The following is a 14074-nucleotide window of genomic DNA, read 5'->3' as shown; positions in this document are numbered from 1 at the left end:
CACCCCCCTCGGTGCCCGTAAAGCCCGTTGTCAGGCTTGTTTAAAGAAGGCGTTCCAGCCGCCTTCGGGCGACTCCCCGACCCCCAGCGAGCGGAGCTTGTCGAGCACGGCCGGGGTCTGGACGTCGAGCCAGTCGACGAACTGCCGGAAGGAGACGAGGCGCACGTCCGGCTTGCCCGCGATTTTCTTGAGCACTTCCTCGACGGCGTCCATGTAGATACCGCCGTTCCACTCCTCGAAGTGGTTTCCGATGTAGAAGGGCGCGCGATTCGACGAGTACGCGCGGTTGAAACCGGCGAGGTACGACTGGGTGGCCTGCTCGCGCCATCCGGGATAACGCGAGGGCATGCCCTTGGTCGAATTCAGCGACTGGTTGGCGAGGATGTTGTAGTCCATCGAGAGGACTTCGAAGCTGTGCCCCGGGAACGGCATGGCCTGGAGCGGCAGGTCCCAGACGCCCTCCCGCTTCTTGGGCCAGACCTGCGTGCCACCGGGCGAGCTGGCGTCGTAGCGCCAGCCGAGCTTGCTCGCCGTGGGCAGCAGATTCTCCTGGCCGAGGAGACAGGGGGCGCGGCCGCCGATCAGTTCCTTGCGGTAGTCGAAAGGAAGTGGATCGAGGTCGGTCCAGCCGGTGTTCGTGCGCCATTCGGTGACGAAGGAGACCGCCTGGTCGATTTCGCTCCGCCACTGGGTGGAGGACCAGTTCGCGACCGATCCGGAACCGCTGCAGAAATGCCCGTTGAAGTGGGTTCCGATCTCGTGCCCGTCGTACCAGGCCTGCCGGACGTTCTTCAGCGTCTCCTTGATGTGGGCATCGGTGAGATATCCGATGTCGGAGGCGCCGACGGGGTTGTTGGGCGGGCGGTACATGGACTTCTTCGACTCGGGCAGCAGATAGAGCCCGGACAGGAAGAAGGTCATCGCCGCGTCGTGATCCTTGGCCAGTTTCAGAAAGCGCGGGAAGAGCCCGTTGCCGACCTCGCCCGCGCCGTCCCAGGAGAAGATCACGAACTGCGGGGGCGTCTGGCCGGGTTCCAGCGGCACCGGCTTGGCGGGCTGGTGGGGCTGCTTGCCGGTGTCCGCGGTGGAACCGTCCCCGATCTTCCGGGCGTCCTTCTTCGCGGATCCGGTCCCGCGCGTGTTTCCGTCGGACCCCTTCTCCCCCGTGGTCCCCGACCGGCCCGAATCGGAGGAGCCGAAGGCGCCGCAGCCCGCCACTCCGACTGCGGCTGCGGCTCCTAGCCCGGCTCCGAGCAGACCCCTTCGGCTGATGTCGCGCATGATTACCCCATCTGCGGTCGTTTTGCCTCAAGTCCATACAAACTGGCGAAGGCTTAGATGGAAGAATCAACACGGGGGTTCCGCGATCTAGCACATGATTCTTTGCGTTACCAGACCCCAGCCATGACCGAACGCATGACCTAGCAGGTGGCGTGGGGCAGGGGCGGCGCTTCAAACCACCGCTTCGGACGAACAATCACCGGACGGTCGGCCGACTGCCGGGCAGATGGCGTACTGCCGAGCGGATGACCGGTTCGCCGGGGGCGGATGACCGCCCCACCGAGCGGGCGACCGTCGGACGGGCGGTCGTCGGACGGCTGCTGGACGGCTGCTGGACGGCCGCTGGACGGACGACCGTCGGACCGGCGATCGATTCGCTGCGCGCTTGACCGGCCGCAGGGCAGACGGAGAACGCCGGACGGGCTCGTCGGAGCCCCGCCTGTCCGGCGATCGAGGACAGCGCGGCGGGTCGTGGAGAGCGTGGCGGTCACGGACAGCACGGGGGGCGTGGACAGCACGGGAGTCGTAGGCAGCACGGGGGTCACGGACAGCACGGGAGTCGTAGGCAGCACGGCGGTCACGGGCAGCGCGGCGGCCGAGGGCGAACGGCGTCGGCCGAGGGCGGGGCCCCCGCGCCCCCGCCCCGTCGGCCCGCGGCCCCCGGCCCGGCTACGCGCCGAACGCCTTCGACTTCCCCTTCACCGGCTTCGCCCCGGCCAGCAGATGCGCCGGCACCAGGTCCCGCGCCGGCTCGGTGTACCCGACCGACACGATCCTGTCGCCCTGGTACGTGAAGCTGGTCAGCGAGGCGAGGGTGCACTGCCGCTTGCGCGGGTCGTGCCAGAGCCGCCGCCGCTCGACGAAGCTCCGCACGATCCAGATCGGCAGCTGGTGGCTGACGCACACCGCCTCGTGGCCGCGTGCCGCGTCCCGCGCGGCATCCAGCGCGCCCATCATCCGGACGACCTGGTCGACGTACGGCTCGCCCCACGACGGCCGGAACGGGTTCGTCAGGTGCTTCCAGTTGTCCGGCTTGCGCAGCGCGCCGTCGCCGACGCCGAAGGTCTTGCCCTCGAAGACGTTGGCCGCCTCGATGAGCCGCCGGTCGGTGGCCAGCTCCAGGCCATGCGTCGTGGCGATCGGCGTGGCCGTCTCCTGGGCGCGCTCCAGCGGGGAGGCAACGACATGGGTGATGTCGCGCGCCGCCAGGTGCTCGGCGACCCGGTCGGCCATCTGACGGCCGAGCTCGGAGAGGTGGTAGCCGGGGCGGCGCCCGTAGAGCACGCCCTCCGGGTTGTGCACCTCGCCGTGCCGCATCAGATGGACGACGGTGATGTCCTTGTCCGCGCGGCCTCCGTCGTCCGCGCGGCTGCCGGTCCCGGTCTCCTCGCGGTTTCCGTTCTCGCTCATGCGGTGGCCTCCGAGGCGGCGCGGGCGGCGGCGGGCAGGGCGGCGGCGATGCGCTCGACGGCCCGGGTGTCGTGCGCGGTGGAGACGAACCACGACTCGAAGGCCGACGGCGGCAGATAGACGCCCTGCGACAGCAGCGAGTGGAAGAAGGCGGTGAAGCGGAAAGCTTCCTGCTTCTTCGCGTCCTCGTAGGTGCGCACCGGCCGGTCGGTGAAGAAGACGGAGAACATGTTGCTCGCCGCCTGCACCGTGTGTGCCACGCCCTCCTTGGCCAGCGCCTCGCTGACCAGGCCGCGGATCTCCGCGGAGACCGCGTCCACCTTGGCGTACGCCGCGTCGTCGAGCAGCCGCAGCTGGGCGAGACCGGCGGCAGTGGCGATCGGGTTCCCGGAGAGGGTGCCCGCCTGGTAGACCGGGCCGACCGGGGCGAGGTGCGCCATCACGTCCGCGCGCCCGCCGAAGGCCGCCGCCGGGAAGCCGCCGCCCATGACCTTGCCGAAGGTCATCAGGTCGGGCCGCACCCCGTCGACGCCGTACCAGCCGGCCTTCGAGGTACGGAACCCGGTCATGACCTCGTCGGAGATGTAGAGCGCGCCGCCCGCGGCGCAGAGCTCCTTGAGCCCCGCGTTGAAACCGTCCAGCGGCGGCACGACGCCCATGTTGCCCGGCGAGGCCTCGGTGATCACACAGGCGATCTCGCCGGGGTGCGCGGCGAACGCCTCGCGGACCGCGTCCAGGTCGTTGTAGGGCAGCACGATGGTGTCGCCGGCCTGGGCGCCGGTGACCCCCGGGGTGTCCGGCAGGCCGAAGGTCGCGACCCCGGAACCGGCGGCGGCGAGCAGCGCGTCGACATGGCCGTGGTAGCAGCCGGCGAACTTCACCACCTTGGCGCGGCCGGTGAATCCGCGGGCGAGACGGATCGCGGACATGGTCGCCTCGGTGCCGGACGACACCAGCCGCACCTGCTCCACGGGCTCGATCCGGGCCACGATCTCCTCGGCGAGCGCGACCTCGCCCTCACCGGGCGTACCGAACGAGGTGCCGCGGGCGACGGCCTCCTGGACTGCGGCGATGACCTCCGGGTGGGAGTGGCCGAGGATCATCGGCCCCCACGAGCACACGAGGTCGACGTACTCACGGCCGTCCGCGTCGGTGAGGTACGGACCGCTGCCGGACACCATGAAGCGGGGCGTACCGCCCACGGCCCGGAAGGCACGGACGGGAGAGTTCACGCCGCCGGGCGTCACGAGGGACGCGCGGTCGAAAAGCGTCTGCGAAACTGGGGCGTCATAGGGAAAGCTCACACAAGCCATGGTGTCAGAGCCACGGACGGTCTTGCGGACTGGTGTTTCACCGCACGCCCGTGGGGGAGGTCACTGACACGATGATCGGGTTGCGCGGCGGGGGCTGTGTCTCCTAAGTAGTAGTCGGGTGGATGAGATATGCATCGCGGTGGCGGAGTGGGCGAAGGGACCGACGACCTGGGGCCCGAGCCTGCCCGGCGGGGTCGGCACCGGCGTGAGGCGGAGCGCGAGCAGGGCATACGGGCCGCTGGTCCGCAGGGTGGCGAAGCCGGAAGCAGGAGTGGTGGCCGGGTGGGGGTGACCTACAAGTACTTCGGGGCCCCGGACGGGGCGACCGCGGCACGCGTGCCCATCTCGATGCGCCCCGAGGAGCTCGGCGGCGACGAGCTGGGCATGGGCGGCATGTTCACCAAGATCAAGCCGGAGACCGTGGCGGCGATGGTCCTCACCGGCATACAGGGCATACCTCTGCACAGGGTCCCGCCGCTCGAACTGGTGGTGCTGCACCCGGACTACGCGGTGGTCAAGCTTCCGATGACGGTCGTCGACCCGCTGCGCGGCGTCGGCGAGGAATCGGTGGGCGCCGCGGCGTTCATCTGGTCCACGGTGCCGGACCGCGGCGGCCCGAGCGACGCGTACAACGTCTACCAACTCCTGCACGAATGGCAGGATTTCAGCCATCGTCTGCACGATGCGGGACATCAGGCGTACTGCCTGGTGTGGCCCTGATCGGGGCCGTTCCAGGCGTGGCCGGGGTCAGGGGCCTTTCCGTACGTCGCGGGTGAGTGGTGCGGTCCGGTGCGGTGCGGTGCAGTCCGGCGCGGTGCGGTGCGGTGCAGTCCGGCGCGGTCCGGTGCCATGCGCCGCGGTGCGCCGTACGCCTTCGGTGCGTGGTGGCGTACGCCGCGCGGCGCGTGGTGTGTGGTGCGCGATGTGACGCGTAGTGCGCGATGCGTAAGCCGTGTGCCGCGCCGTGCTTGAGCGGTCCGGTGCGCGGATGCGTACGCCGTCCGGTACGCCGTCGCGCGCGGGCGGGCACCCTGACGCGGGGCGCGGGGCGCGGGCGGCTCCGGAATGCCGCGCGGCGCGGGCCGCCCGGCGGACGCGAAGCGGCGGCGGCGCGGCATCCTCGCCCGCACCGCCGCCCGCACACGTCAAGATCAGGCGGCCACCGCGGCGGCCGAGCTCACCTTCTCGATGACCTCGGTGAGCGCGGTGACGACCTCGGCGTCGTCGGCCGGGTGGGTGTCGGCGAAGCGCGTCACGGAGCCGGGGATCGACAGCTTGACGTCCTCCAGGACCACGCCACCGGCGACCCCGGCGGACTTGCGGGCGTCGTCCTGCGCCCAGACGCCGCCGTACTGGCCGAAGGCGGTACCGACCACGGCGACCGGCTTGCCGGAGATGGCGCCGGCGCCGAACGGGCGCGACAGCCAGTCGATGGCGTTCTTCAGGACGGCGGGCATGGTGCCGTTGTACTCGGGCGAGAACAGCAGGAACGCGTCGACGCCCGCGGCCACCTCACGCAGCCGGGCGGCAGCCGCCGGGACACTTCCCTCGACGTCGATGTCCTCGTTGTAGAAGGGCACGTCGGCCAGGCCCTCGAAGAGCTCGATCTCGGCACCCGCGGGGGCGTGCTTGGCGGCGGCCTCGGCGAGCTGACGGTTGTGCGAACCGGCGCGGAGGCTGCCGACGAGCGCGAGGATGCGTACGGACATGAGGTAACTCCCGGAAGGCGGAGAGGCGGATACGTCAACCAAACGGACCGTGGTCCGTTTAATGTTGTACCACCTAAACGGACCACGGTCCACTTATTCTTCCCGGGCGCTACGCTGGGTTCATGACCGGCCCCGACACCCACACCCCGAGGCTGCCCGAACCCGGAGAGGCGCGGACGAACCTCCCGCTCGCCCCGACCGACGAACCCCCTCAGCTGCGAGCGGACGCGGCACGCAACCGCACCCTCCTGCTGGACGCCGCCTCCCGGCTCCTGTCCGGATGCGGAGCGGCGGAGCTGACCATGGAGTCGGTGGCCGCCGCGGCGGGGGTGGGCAAGGGAACCGTCTTCCGGCGCTTCGGCGACCGGGCCGGACTGCTGCTCGCGCTCCTGGACCACCGGGAGAAGCAGCTCCAGGCCGCCTTCCTCTCCGGCCCGCCCCCGCTGGGCCCCGACGCCTCACCGGCGGAGCGGCTGCACGCCTTCGGACCCGCCGTCCTGCGCCACGAACGCGACCACCACCCGCTGATCCTGGCCAGCCGGACCGACGCGCTGCGCCACTACGGCGTCCCGGCGTTCCGGCTGCGCGTCAACCACCTCGCGATGCTGCTGCGCCAGGCGGGCGTGCCCGGCGACCCGGAACCGCTCGCACACACCCTGCTCGGCTCCATCGACACCGCCCTCGTCCACCACCTCACCGTCGAACGCGGCATACCGCCGGAGCGCTTGGAGGAGACCTGGCACCACCTGGTCAACCGGCTCGGCGCGACGGCATGACGGCGTGACCGCATGACGGCATGAGGGCGTAGGGGCGTGAGGGCGTGAGGGGCGACTGCGTGACGGCGTAACCGGGCAACGGCGTAACGGGGCAACGATGTGGTGGACGGCCGCGTAACCACCTGGCCACGCGACCACTGGCCACGCGACCGCAGGCGCCGGGCAGACCCCGTCCGCCGCCCCGTCAGCCCGCCCGGCCGCCCCGTCAGCCCGCCTGGCCGCCGCCTCGCCGCCCCGCCCCGCACACGGAAAATGCCCGCTTCAGGACGAAAGTCCCGTATCGCCTCGGCGGGACTTGATACATGCTGGAGAGACATCGACAGTTCCCGACCTCCGGGGGTCCGATGTCCACCCAGACGCTCAGCAACGCCGTGGTGACCGAGCTGGTCGCCGACGCCACCGCCGCACCGTCCATGCACAACGCCCAGCCCTGGCTCTTCCGCTACGGCCGGCACAGCCGCACCCTCGCCCTCCGGGCCGACTTCGAGCGCCGGATACCGGAGGCCGACCCCACCTGCCGCGCTCTCCACGTGGGCTGCGGCGCGGCCCTGCTGAATCTGCGGGTGTCCGCCGCCCACCACGGCCTGGGCGCGGCCACCACACTGCTGCCGGAACCCTCGGATCCGGCCTTCCTCGCCGCCGTACGCCTCTCCGCGGGTCCGGACGACGGCGCCGGCGCCTCCGGCGAGACGGAAGACGGAGCCGGTGTCCCCGGCGAGACGGAAGACGGCGCCGGTGTCTCCGGCGGAACGGACGACGAGGCGCTTCGCCCCCTCCACCCCGCGATCGCCGAGCGGCACACCAGCCGCTTCCCGTTCGACGAGCAGGCGATCCCCGACGACGTCCGCGCCCGCCTCGGCCACGCGGCCCGCGTCGAGGGCGCGAACCTGATGTTCCTGAGCGGGCCCCACCTGGACACCGTGCTCGATCTGATCCGGGACGCCGAGGGTTACGACCGCGGCGACCCGGCGCGGGAGGCCGAGCAGGAGCACTGGGCCCGGTACACGAAGACCGACGCGCCGGTCGACGGAATCCCCGACTACGCCTTCGGCCCCCGCGATGCCGCCGAGCGGGCGACCAACCGCGACTTCGCGGGCAGCGTCCCCGTCACCGGCCGGGCCCACGTCCCGTTCGAGCACCGGCCCCAGCTGGTCCTGCTGAGCACCGGGGGCGACCGCCCGGCGGACTGGCTGCGCGCCGGACAGGCCCTGGAACGCGTCCTGCTCACCGCCACGCTGGACGGGCTGTCCACCTCGTTCGCGACCCAGCCACTCGAATGGCCGGACCTGCGCTGGGTCGTGCGCGACCCGGTCCACGGCACCGGACACCCCCAGATGATCATCCGGCTGGGATACGGGCCCACCGGCCCCCGCACGCCGCGCCGTCCCCTGGACCGGGTGCTGACGATCGAACCGTAGGGACGCCGGGAAAGCGCCGACCACGCGCGCGGGCCCGGCCGGATCCGAGCAACCGGATCCGAGCAACCGGATCCGAGCTCCGAGCAGAGAGGGCGGTGGGAGCGATGCGGCTCCCCGTGGTCGTCGGAGTGGACGGATCGGAGAGCAGCCTGCGGGCGCTGGACTGGGCGGCGGCGGAGGCGGCGCGCTCCCGGCTCCCCCTGCGCATCGTGCACGCGTCGCTGTGGGAGCACTACGAGGGGCTGCGCCCGCCCGTCGACCCCGCGCACCCCGTCGAACAGGTCCTCGCCGAGCGTCTCGTCGACTCGGCCCGCAACCGCGTACGGGGGCTGCGGCCCGAGGTGGAGGTGGAGGCCGACGTGCAGCCGGAGGACCCGGTCGCCGCACTCGTACGGGAGAGCCACGAGGCGGCCGCGATCGTCCTGGGCTCCCGGGGCCGGGGCCGGATCGCCGGAATGCTCCTGGGGTCGGTCGGGCTGGCACTCGCCGGCCGGTCCCACTGCCCGGTCGTGGTGATCCCGGCGAGGCCGCCGCGCGCCACGGCGGAGCCCGGCCGCGTCGTCGTCGGGATCGGCGACGCCGCCGAACCCGCACCCGCCGCGTTCTTCGCGTTGACCCGGGCCGCGTCGCGCCACGGCGAGCTGATCGCCGTAAGGGCCTGGCGCGGCCCCGCGCACGCGCTCCTGAACCGTCAGCCTCTCCCGGGCTCCCCCGAACCCACACACCGCCGGAAGGCCGAGGAACACCTTGAAGCGGTCCTCGCCGCGCTGACCGCCCAGGACGGCTCCGGGACCCTCGTGCACCGGACGGTGACGCAGGGGCCCACGCACCAGGTCCTGATCGAAGCCGCCGAGGGCGCGGAACTGCTGGTCGTCGGCGCCCGGCGGAGCAGCGGATGGCACGGGCTCCAACTGGGCCCGGTCGACCACGCGGTACTGCACTACGCGCCCTGCCCGGTCGCCGTCGTCCCGGACACGTACGCGCACCGGAGCTGAGGCACACCGGAACCGGCGCACTCGGGAGCCGGGGCGGCGCGGGCGCGCGGCCACGGCCGTACCGTTCTCCTCGTACCGTTGCACTCACGTTCGATTCGATGCGAGTCGACGCGCCCACGCACGAGGGGGAGGGCCCGTCCCATGGCCGATGTCGCCGCAGCACACCTTGTCACCACGCTCACCGCACCGCTGGACCGTGCGCCGGGCACGGCCGACGCCCCGTGGCTCCTGCGGTGGCCCGCGCCCGGTGCCGGGCGGCCGACGGGCGGCCCACGGCTGCTCGTCCAGCGCGGCGACGACGAGCTGATCGCGCTCGACCCGGGCGCCCCGGACACGTCGGCGGTCCGCTTCCCCGCGCCCTGGCCCCGCCGTTTCGGCACCAGCACGGTGGCACCGGACCGGAGTCTCGCGGTCTTCGCCGGGGTCCACGCGGTGCGCGCGGTGGACCCGAGCGGCGCGGTCCGCTGGGAGATCGGGCACGGATGCTGGGAGGGCAGCTGCCACACCCTCCACACCACGTACGAGGAGTACGCGAGCGACCGCCGGCATCTCTACGCGGACAGCGGATCGGCCGTGTTCTCGGCGGACGGGACGCTCGTGTGGGCCCATATCCGCGGCCCTGTCGCCGCGTCCGGACCCGATCCGGAGGCGCTGGACGAGTGGCTGGTCATCGACGCCGCCGACGGGCGGGTCCTCGGCCGGGCGGACGCGGAGACGGCGGCGGTCGGCTCGCATCACGTCCCGCACCCCGACCCCGCCCGGATGGGGCTGTGCGTGGGCGAGGGGCAGGACGGGGTGCCGATGCTGTGGGGCAGCTGGGACGGCGGAAAGCTCACCGTCCAGCGGTTCTGCGACGACGAACGGATCCTGACGGACGTGAGCCCCTCGGGCGAGCGCTTCCTGACGGTGACTCACTACGAGGAGACGCTCGGCGTGCACCGGACCGACGACGGTTGCGTCCTGTCCGAACTCGACACCGAGCACGCCATTCCCCGCCACCCCGGGGCCGATCCCGACGACCAGGACGCCGACGAGACGCTCTGGGACTACACATGCGGCTTTCTCGACGAGGAGACCGTCGTCGCCGGTACGTCGCAGCGGGACGAGGAGTACGGCGAGCCGCGCCACTGGCTGGTGAGCACCGCCGGGGGGCCGATGCGGGTGTCGGCGCTGCTCGCGTACCCGTTCCCGGTGTCCGGCGCGCCCACGGCCCTGGGCGACGGCACCTGGTACACGACGTCGGAGACCGGCGACGCCCTGCATGTGTGGAGTCGATAGACCAGCGGGGGCGGGCTCGGAAGGAGGGACAGTCCTGGGACGTACGGCGCTGAGGAGGGACGGGCCTGGGGAGGGACGGCCCTGAGGAGGGACGCGCCTTGGGGAGGACGCCCCTGGGGCGCACTCACCATGGCAAGCACCCGCTTTAGGATCGCCGCCATGACAGGTCCTCGCCGCGACACCCGGGGCATCGTCGACGCCCCGGCGCTCTTCACCCAGGTACGGTTCCGCCGCCGCGAGCCCGCCGCCGAGCTGCGGCCGTACCTGGAACACTACTGGCTCATCGACTGGGACCTGCCCGAGCCGTACGCCTCCCACCTGGTGCCGCACCCCTCCGTGAACCTGGTCTTCCAGCAGTACGGGAGCGGCGCCGGACCGGGCCGCGCCGGGGACTCCAGCGACACCGGATTCGCGGAGGTCTCGGGCATCGGGCTGGAGCTCTTCACCCAGAAACTGGAGGGCCGGGGCCGGGTCTGCGGGGTGCAGTTCCGACCCGGCGGCTTCCGGCCGTTCGCGCCGGACCGGCCGGTCTCGGACTGGACGGGGCGGCGGCTGCCCGCCGACGAGGTGTTCACCCCGCCCGCCCCGCCGTCCGACGTCCTCGGCCCGGCGGACGAGGACGCGCGCGTGGCGGCGCTCGATGCGTACCTGCTGGCGCTCGACCCGGAACCGGACCCGCAGGCCGAACGCGCGATGGCCCTGGTCGACCTGGTGCGCACGGACCGCACGGTGCGCCGCGTCGACGAACTGGCCCGCGCCGAGGGGCTGTCGCCGCGCTCGCTCCAGCGGCTCTTCGCCGGGTACGTCGGCGTCGGCCCCAAGTGGGTCATCCTCCGCTACCGCATCCACGAGGCGCTGGAACGGGCCGAGTCGGACCGGCGGGTGGACTGGGCGGAGCTGGCGGCGGAGCTCGGCTACAGCGACCAGGCCCATCTGGTACGGGACTTCACGGCCACGGTCGGCGTGCCTCCGACGGCCTTCGCCCCGCACTGATTTCCGGCCGACCGGCCGTTGTCAGTGCCGCGTCCTACAGTTCCGGCATGGGACACACCACGTCATCACCCGTACGTATCGAGCCCTGGTCGGACACCGATCTGGAGCTGCTCCGCCGCGCCAACGCACCAGAGTTGATGGACCACTTGGGCGGCCCCGAGTCGGAGGAACAGCTCATTGCGCGCCACGGGCGCTACGTGCGGCTGAGCGCGGACCGCGCGGGCCGGGGCAGGATGTTCCGCATCGCCCTGACAGACGGTGCCGATGCCGTGGGCACGATCGGCTTCTGGGAGCGCACCTGGCAGGGCCAGGAAGTGTACGAGACGGGGTGGGCCGTTCTCCCCGAGTACCAGGGCCTGGGCATCGCGACGGCCGCGACGAGGGCCGTCGCCGAGCAGGCCCGATCCGCACGCAGACACCGTTTCCTGCACGCCTACCCGTCCGTGGACAACGGCGCGTCGAACGCGGTGTGCCGCAAGGCGGGATTCACCCTGATCGGCACGTGCGACTTCGAGTACCCGCCCGGCCACGCACTGCTGACGAACGACTGGCGGCTGGACCTGAAGCCGGAGTCGGAGTCGGAGTCGGAGTCGACACTGACATCGGAGGCCGACTCCCACTCGGGGGCGGACGTGAGCGCGAGCCGGGCATAAGCGCGATCCGGGCGTGAGCGCGCTGCGGACGCGAATACGCCCGGGGACGCGCCGGGGGGACGCGGACGCGCCCGGGGAGGCGTGGAGGCGGACGTTCCGGGGGGAAGCGGACGCGCCCGGCGGAGGGAGGGAGCGCGGAGGCGGACGTGCCGGGGACTGCGGACGCCCCGCCGGGCGGGACGTGCCGGGGGGGACGCGGACGCCCCGCTGGGCGCGGCCCGGGAGTACCGAGCCCGGCGTACGGCCCCCAGGAACCCGGCCCCGCGCCCGGCGGGCCGACCTCGCCGGGCCGCCCCCGCCCCCGCGCCCGCGCCCGGCGGGCTGACCTCGGCGGGCCACCCGCCCATCCACGGCGCTCGAAACCGTTTGACGGTCGGTCCGTCCTGCCGGATATTTATCTGCGCCACGCAGCTTATTCGCGTCGCAGTAATATTTTCCGTACTCAGAGGGGACACCTCCACCATGCACACGCTCGTCACCGGCTGCCGCGGCCGTATCGGCTCCACGCTCGTCTCCCTGCTGCGCGACGGCGGTCACACCGTCCGCGCGGCCTCGCGCACCCCCGGCGACCTCGACTCCGCCGCGCTCCCCGCCGACGTACCGGTCGTGGCCTGCGACCTCAGCGATCCGGCCACCTTCGGGGCCGCCCTCGACGGCGTCGACTCCGTCTTCCTCTACGCCGAGCCGTCCGGCATCGACGCCTTCCTCTCCGCGGCCCGGTCCGCCGGGGTCGGCCACATCGTGCTGCTCTCCTCCAGCTCGGTCCTCGCACCGGACGCCCAGGACAACGCGATCGCCGCCTCCCACCACGCGGTGGAGCAGGCCCTGACGGCCTCGCCCCTCACCACCACGCTGCTCCGCCCCGGCGCTTTCGCGAGCAACGCCTATCAGTGGGCGCCTTCGGTACGGGCCCACGGCTCGGTCGACCTCCCGTACCCCGACAGCCACACCAGCCCCATCGACACCACGGACATCGCCGAGGCCGCCTTCGCCGTGCTCACCGACCCCCGTCTGCGGGGCGCGGCGTACCATTTGACCGGCCCCGAATCGCTCACCGTCGCCGAGCAGATCGGCCTCCTGGCGAACGCGTCCGGGCGCCCCATCGCCATCAACACCGTGACCCCGGCGGCCTGGAAGGAGTCCGTGGCCGCCTTCGTGCCCGAGCGGATCGCCGATGCCCTGCTCGCCTACTCGGCCGCCACGGTCGACGTCCCGGCCGAGGTGACCGACAACATCGAGAAGCTGACCGGCCACCCGGCCCGCACCTTCGCCGCCTGGGCCGAGGAGCACGCCGCCGCCTTCCGCCCCTGAGCCCAAGCGCCGCGCCCGGCGCGCGCGGGCGGCCGAAACCCCCTGGCCGCCCCGCCGCGAGCGATGACATCCTGGCGGGGTGAACGGACCGGAGATCCACCTCGAAGTAGCCCCCGAGCTGCGGCTCTTCGTCGCGCACGACCGCCGCCGGGGACGCACGGCCGTCACCACCGACGGTTCCTCCACCCTCGGCCATGTCGTGGAGTCGCTCGGCATCCCGCTCACCGAGGCCGGACAGATCCTGGTCGACGGCCGGCCCACGCCCGTCTCGCACATCCCGAAGGCCGGTGAACTGGTCGAGGTACGGGCCGTGGACCGCCCCCAGCACGTCCCGGGCGCACCCCTGCGGTTCCTGCTCGACGTCCACCTCGGCACGCTGGCCAGGCGGCTGCGGCTGCTGGGCGTCGACGCGGCGTACGAGAGCGAGGACATCGGCGATCCGGCGCTGGCCGCCCGGTCGGCGGACGAGCGGCGCGTCCTGCTCTCGCGGGACCGGGGGCTGTTGCACCGGCGGGAGATCTGGGCCGGGGCGTACGTCTACAGCGACCGCCCGGAGGACCAACTCCGCGACGTGCTGGGACGGTTCGCCCCGCACCTCGCCCCCTGGACCCGGTGCACCGCCTGCAACGGCCCGCTGAAGGCGGCCGACAAGGACACGGTCAGCGAGCACCTGGAGCACGGCACCCGTAAGTCGTACGACGTCTTCGCGCAGTGCACGGAGTGCGACCGGGTCTACTGGCGGGGCGCCCACCACTCCCACCTGGAGGCGATCGTCACCAAGGCGCTCCACGAATTCGCGCCCTCGTCCGCCGGAGGACCCGCCGACGCACCCACGTCGGCGTCCGTGGACGGCGGCGCGTAGGTCCGGGGCGGCGCGGCGCGTAGGGCCGTGGACGGCGGCGGCGTCGCGTAGGTCCGTGGACGGCGGCACGTAGCC

At 72.6% G+C, this 14074-nt stretch carries 14 protein-coding genes; 10 read left to right on the top strand and 4 right to left on the bottom strand.

What is annotated here, in order from left to right; translation table 11 throughout:
• Positions 1–30: 30 nt before the first annotated feature.
• Positions 31–1281 (bottom strand): hypothetical protein, encoded by a 1251-nt coding sequence (locus tag ACFVFH_RS33045; RefSeq protein WP_383775774.1) that lies wholly within the window; start codon positions 1279–1281, stop codon positions 31–33.
• Between the two features lie 245 nt (positions 1282–1526).
• Here ACFVFH_RS33045 and ACFVFH_RS33040 point away from each other — a divergent pair, with 245 nt between their 5' ends.
• Positions 1527–1670, top strand: coding sequence for a hypothetical protein (locus ACFVFH_RS33040; protein WP_383775772.1), 144 nt, complete (start codon positions 1527–1529; stop codon positions 1668–1670).
• Between the two features lie 280 nt (positions 1671–1950).
• Here the strand turns inward: ACFVFH_RS33040 and ACFVFH_RS33035 are convergent, their stop codons facing one another.
• Positions 1951–2598, bottom strand: a complete 648-nt coding sequence (locus tag ACFVFH_RS33035; protein ID WP_383775903.1) for a histidine phosphatase family protein — start codon at positions 2596–2598, stop codon at positions 1951–1953.
• An 89-nt stretch (positions 2599–2687) separates the two neighbouring features.
• Positions 2688–4004, bottom strand: a complete 1317-nt coding sequence (gene hemL / locus ACFVFH_RS33030) for a glutamate-1-semialdehyde 2,1-aminomutase (protein ID WP_383775769.1) — start codon at positions 4002–4004, stop codon at positions 2688–2690.
• Between the two features lie 129 nt (positions 4005–4133).
• On the opposite strand from hemL, the gene ACFVFH_RS33025 reads away from it, so the two are divergent.
• The gene (locus tag ACFVFH_RS33025) at positions 4134–4724 is read left to right on the top strand and encodes a hypothetical protein (RefSeq protein WP_383775766.1); all 591 of its coding nucleotides are present in this window, start codon (positions 4134–4136) and stop codon (positions 4722–4724) included.
• 431 nt (positions 4725–5155) lie between these two features.
• Here ACFVFH_RS33025 and ACFVFH_RS33020 read toward each other — a convergent pair whose 3' ends face one another.
• Positions 5156–5713, bottom strand: a complete 558-nt coding sequence (locus ACFVFH_RS33020) for an NAD(P)H-dependent oxidoreductase (RefSeq protein WP_383775764.1) — start codon at positions 5711–5713, stop codon at positions 5156–5158.
• Between the two features lie 122 nt (positions 5714–5835).
• Here ACFVFH_RS33020 and ACFVFH_RS33015 point away from each other — a divergent pair, with 122 nt between their 5' ends.
• The 8 genes from ACFVFH_RS33015 to ACFVFH_RS32980 all read left to right on the top strand — a co-directional run bounded on the left by ACFVFH_RS33015 (position 5836) and on the right by ACFVFH_RS32980 (position 13999).
• Positions 5836–6489: a TetR/AcrR family transcriptional regulator gene (locus ACFVFH_RS33015; protein ID WP_383775761.1), complete on the top strand. Its 654-nt coding sequence runs from the start codon at positions 5836–5838 to the stop codon at positions 6487–6489.
• Positions 6490–6833: 344 nt separating this feature from the next.
• The gene (locus ACFVFH_RS33010; protein WP_383775758.1) at positions 6834–7907 is read left to right on the top strand and encodes an Acg family FMN-binding oxidoreductase; all 1074 of its coding nucleotides are present in this window, start codon (positions 6834–6836) and stop codon (positions 7905–7907) included.
• A gap of 104 nt (positions 7908–8011) precedes the next feature.
• The gene (locus tag ACFVFH_RS33005) at positions 8012–8902 is read left to right on the top strand and encodes a universal stress protein (RefSeq protein WP_383775756.1); all 891 of its coding nucleotides are present in this window, start codon (positions 8012–8014) and stop codon (positions 8900–8902) included.
• Between the two features lie 141 nt (positions 8903–9043).
• Positions 9044–10180, top strand: coding sequence for a hypothetical protein (locus ACFVFH_RS33000; protein ID WP_383775753.1), 1137 nt, complete (start codon positions 9044–9046; stop codon positions 10178–10180).
• Positions 10181–10339: 159 nt separating this feature from the next.
• On the top strand, positions 10340–11173 hold the full coding sequence (locus ACFVFH_RS32995; RefSeq protein WP_383775750.1) for a DUF6597 domain-containing transcriptional factor: 834 nt from the start codon (positions 10340–10342) through the stop codon (positions 11171–11173).
• 47 nt (positions 11174–11220) lie between these two features.
• Positions 11221–11826, top strand: coding sequence for a GNAT family N-acetyltransferase (locus ACFVFH_RS32990; RefSeq protein ID WP_383775747.1), 606 nt, complete (start codon positions 11221–11223; stop codon positions 11824–11826).
• A 462-nt stretch (positions 11827–12288) separates the two neighbouring features.
• Positions 12289–13137, top strand: a complete 849-nt coding sequence (locus ACFVFH_RS32985) for an NAD(P)H-binding protein (RefSeq protein ID WP_383775744.1) — start codon at positions 12289–12291, stop codon at positions 13135–13137.
• Between the two features lie 79 nt (positions 13138–13216).
• Positions 13217–13999 (top strand): Mut7-C RNAse domain-containing protein, encoded by a 783-nt coding sequence (locus tag ACFVFH_RS32980; protein ID WP_383775741.1) that lies wholly within the window; start codon positions 13217–13219, stop codon positions 13997–13999.
• Positions 14000–14074: the final 75 nt, after the last annotated feature.

The sequence above is a fragment of the Streptomyces sp. NPDC057697 genome (genome assembly GCF_042799335.1).
Lineage (GTDB): Bacteria > Actinomycetota > Actinomycetes > Streptomycetales > Streptomycetaceae > Streptomyces.
Note: the sequence above shows the minus strand (reverse complement) of the source record. Positions and strands in the feature narration are given on the sequence as shown.

What these genes read in the sequence shown, in the direction of transcription:
- ACFVFH_RS33005 (WP_383775756.1), top strand. Translation starts at nt 8,012, where the DNA reads ATGCGGCTCCCCGTGGTCGTCGGAGTGGACGGATCGGAGAGCAGCCTG.
- ACFVFH_RS32985 (WP_383775744.1), top strand. Translation starts at nt 12,289, where the DNA reads ATGCACACGCTCGTCACCGGCTGCCGCGGCCGTATCGGCTCCACGCTC.
- ACFVFH_RS33000 (WP_383775753.1), top strand. Translation starts at nt 9,044, where the DNA reads ATGGCCGATGTCGCCGCAGCACACCTTGTCACCACGCTCACCGCACCG.
- ACFVFH_RS33010 (WP_383775758.1), top strand. Translation starts at nt 6,834, where the DNA reads ATGTCCACCCAGACGCTCAGCAACGCCGTGGTGACCGAGCTGGTCGCC.
- ACFVFH_RS32995 (WP_383775750.1), top strand. Translation starts at nt 10,340, where the DNA reads ATGACAGGTCCTCGCCGCGACACCCGGGGCATCGTCGACGCCCCGGCG.
- hemL (WP_383775769.1), bottom strand. Translation starts at nt 4,004, where the DNA reads ATGGCTTGTGTGAGCTTTCCCTATGACGCCCCAGTTTCGCAGACGCTT.
- ACFVFH_RS33040 (WP_383775772.1), top strand. Translation starts at nt 1,527, where the DNA reads ATGACCGGTTCGCCGGGGGCGGATGACCGCCCCACCGAGCGGGCGACC.
- ACFVFH_RS32990 (WP_383775747.1), top strand. Translation starts at nt 11,221, where the DNA reads ATGGGACACACCACGTCATCACCCGTACGTATCGAGCCCTGGTCGGAC.
- ACFVFH_RS33015 (WP_383775761.1), top strand. Translation starts at nt 5,836, where the DNA reads ATGACCGGCCCCGACACCCACACCCCGAGGCTGCCCGAACCCGGAGAG.
- ACFVFH_RS33045 (WP_383775774.1), bottom strand. Translation starts at nt 1,281, where the DNA reads ATGCGCGACATCAGCCGAAGGGGTCTGCTCGGAGCCGGGCTAGGAGCC.
- ACFVFH_RS33020 (WP_383775764.1), bottom strand. Translation starts at nt 5,713, where the DNA reads ATGTCCGTACGCATCCTCGCGCTCGTCGGCAGCCTCCGCGCCGGTTCG.
- ACFVFH_RS33025 (WP_383775766.1), top strand. Translation starts at nt 4,134, where the DNA reads ATGCATCGCGGTGGCGGAGTGGGCGAAGGGACCGACGACCTGGGGCCC.
- ACFVFH_RS33035 (WP_383775903.1), bottom strand. Translation starts at nt 2,598, where the DNA reads ATGCGGCACGGCGAGGTGCACAACCCGGAGGGCGTGCTCTACGGGCGC.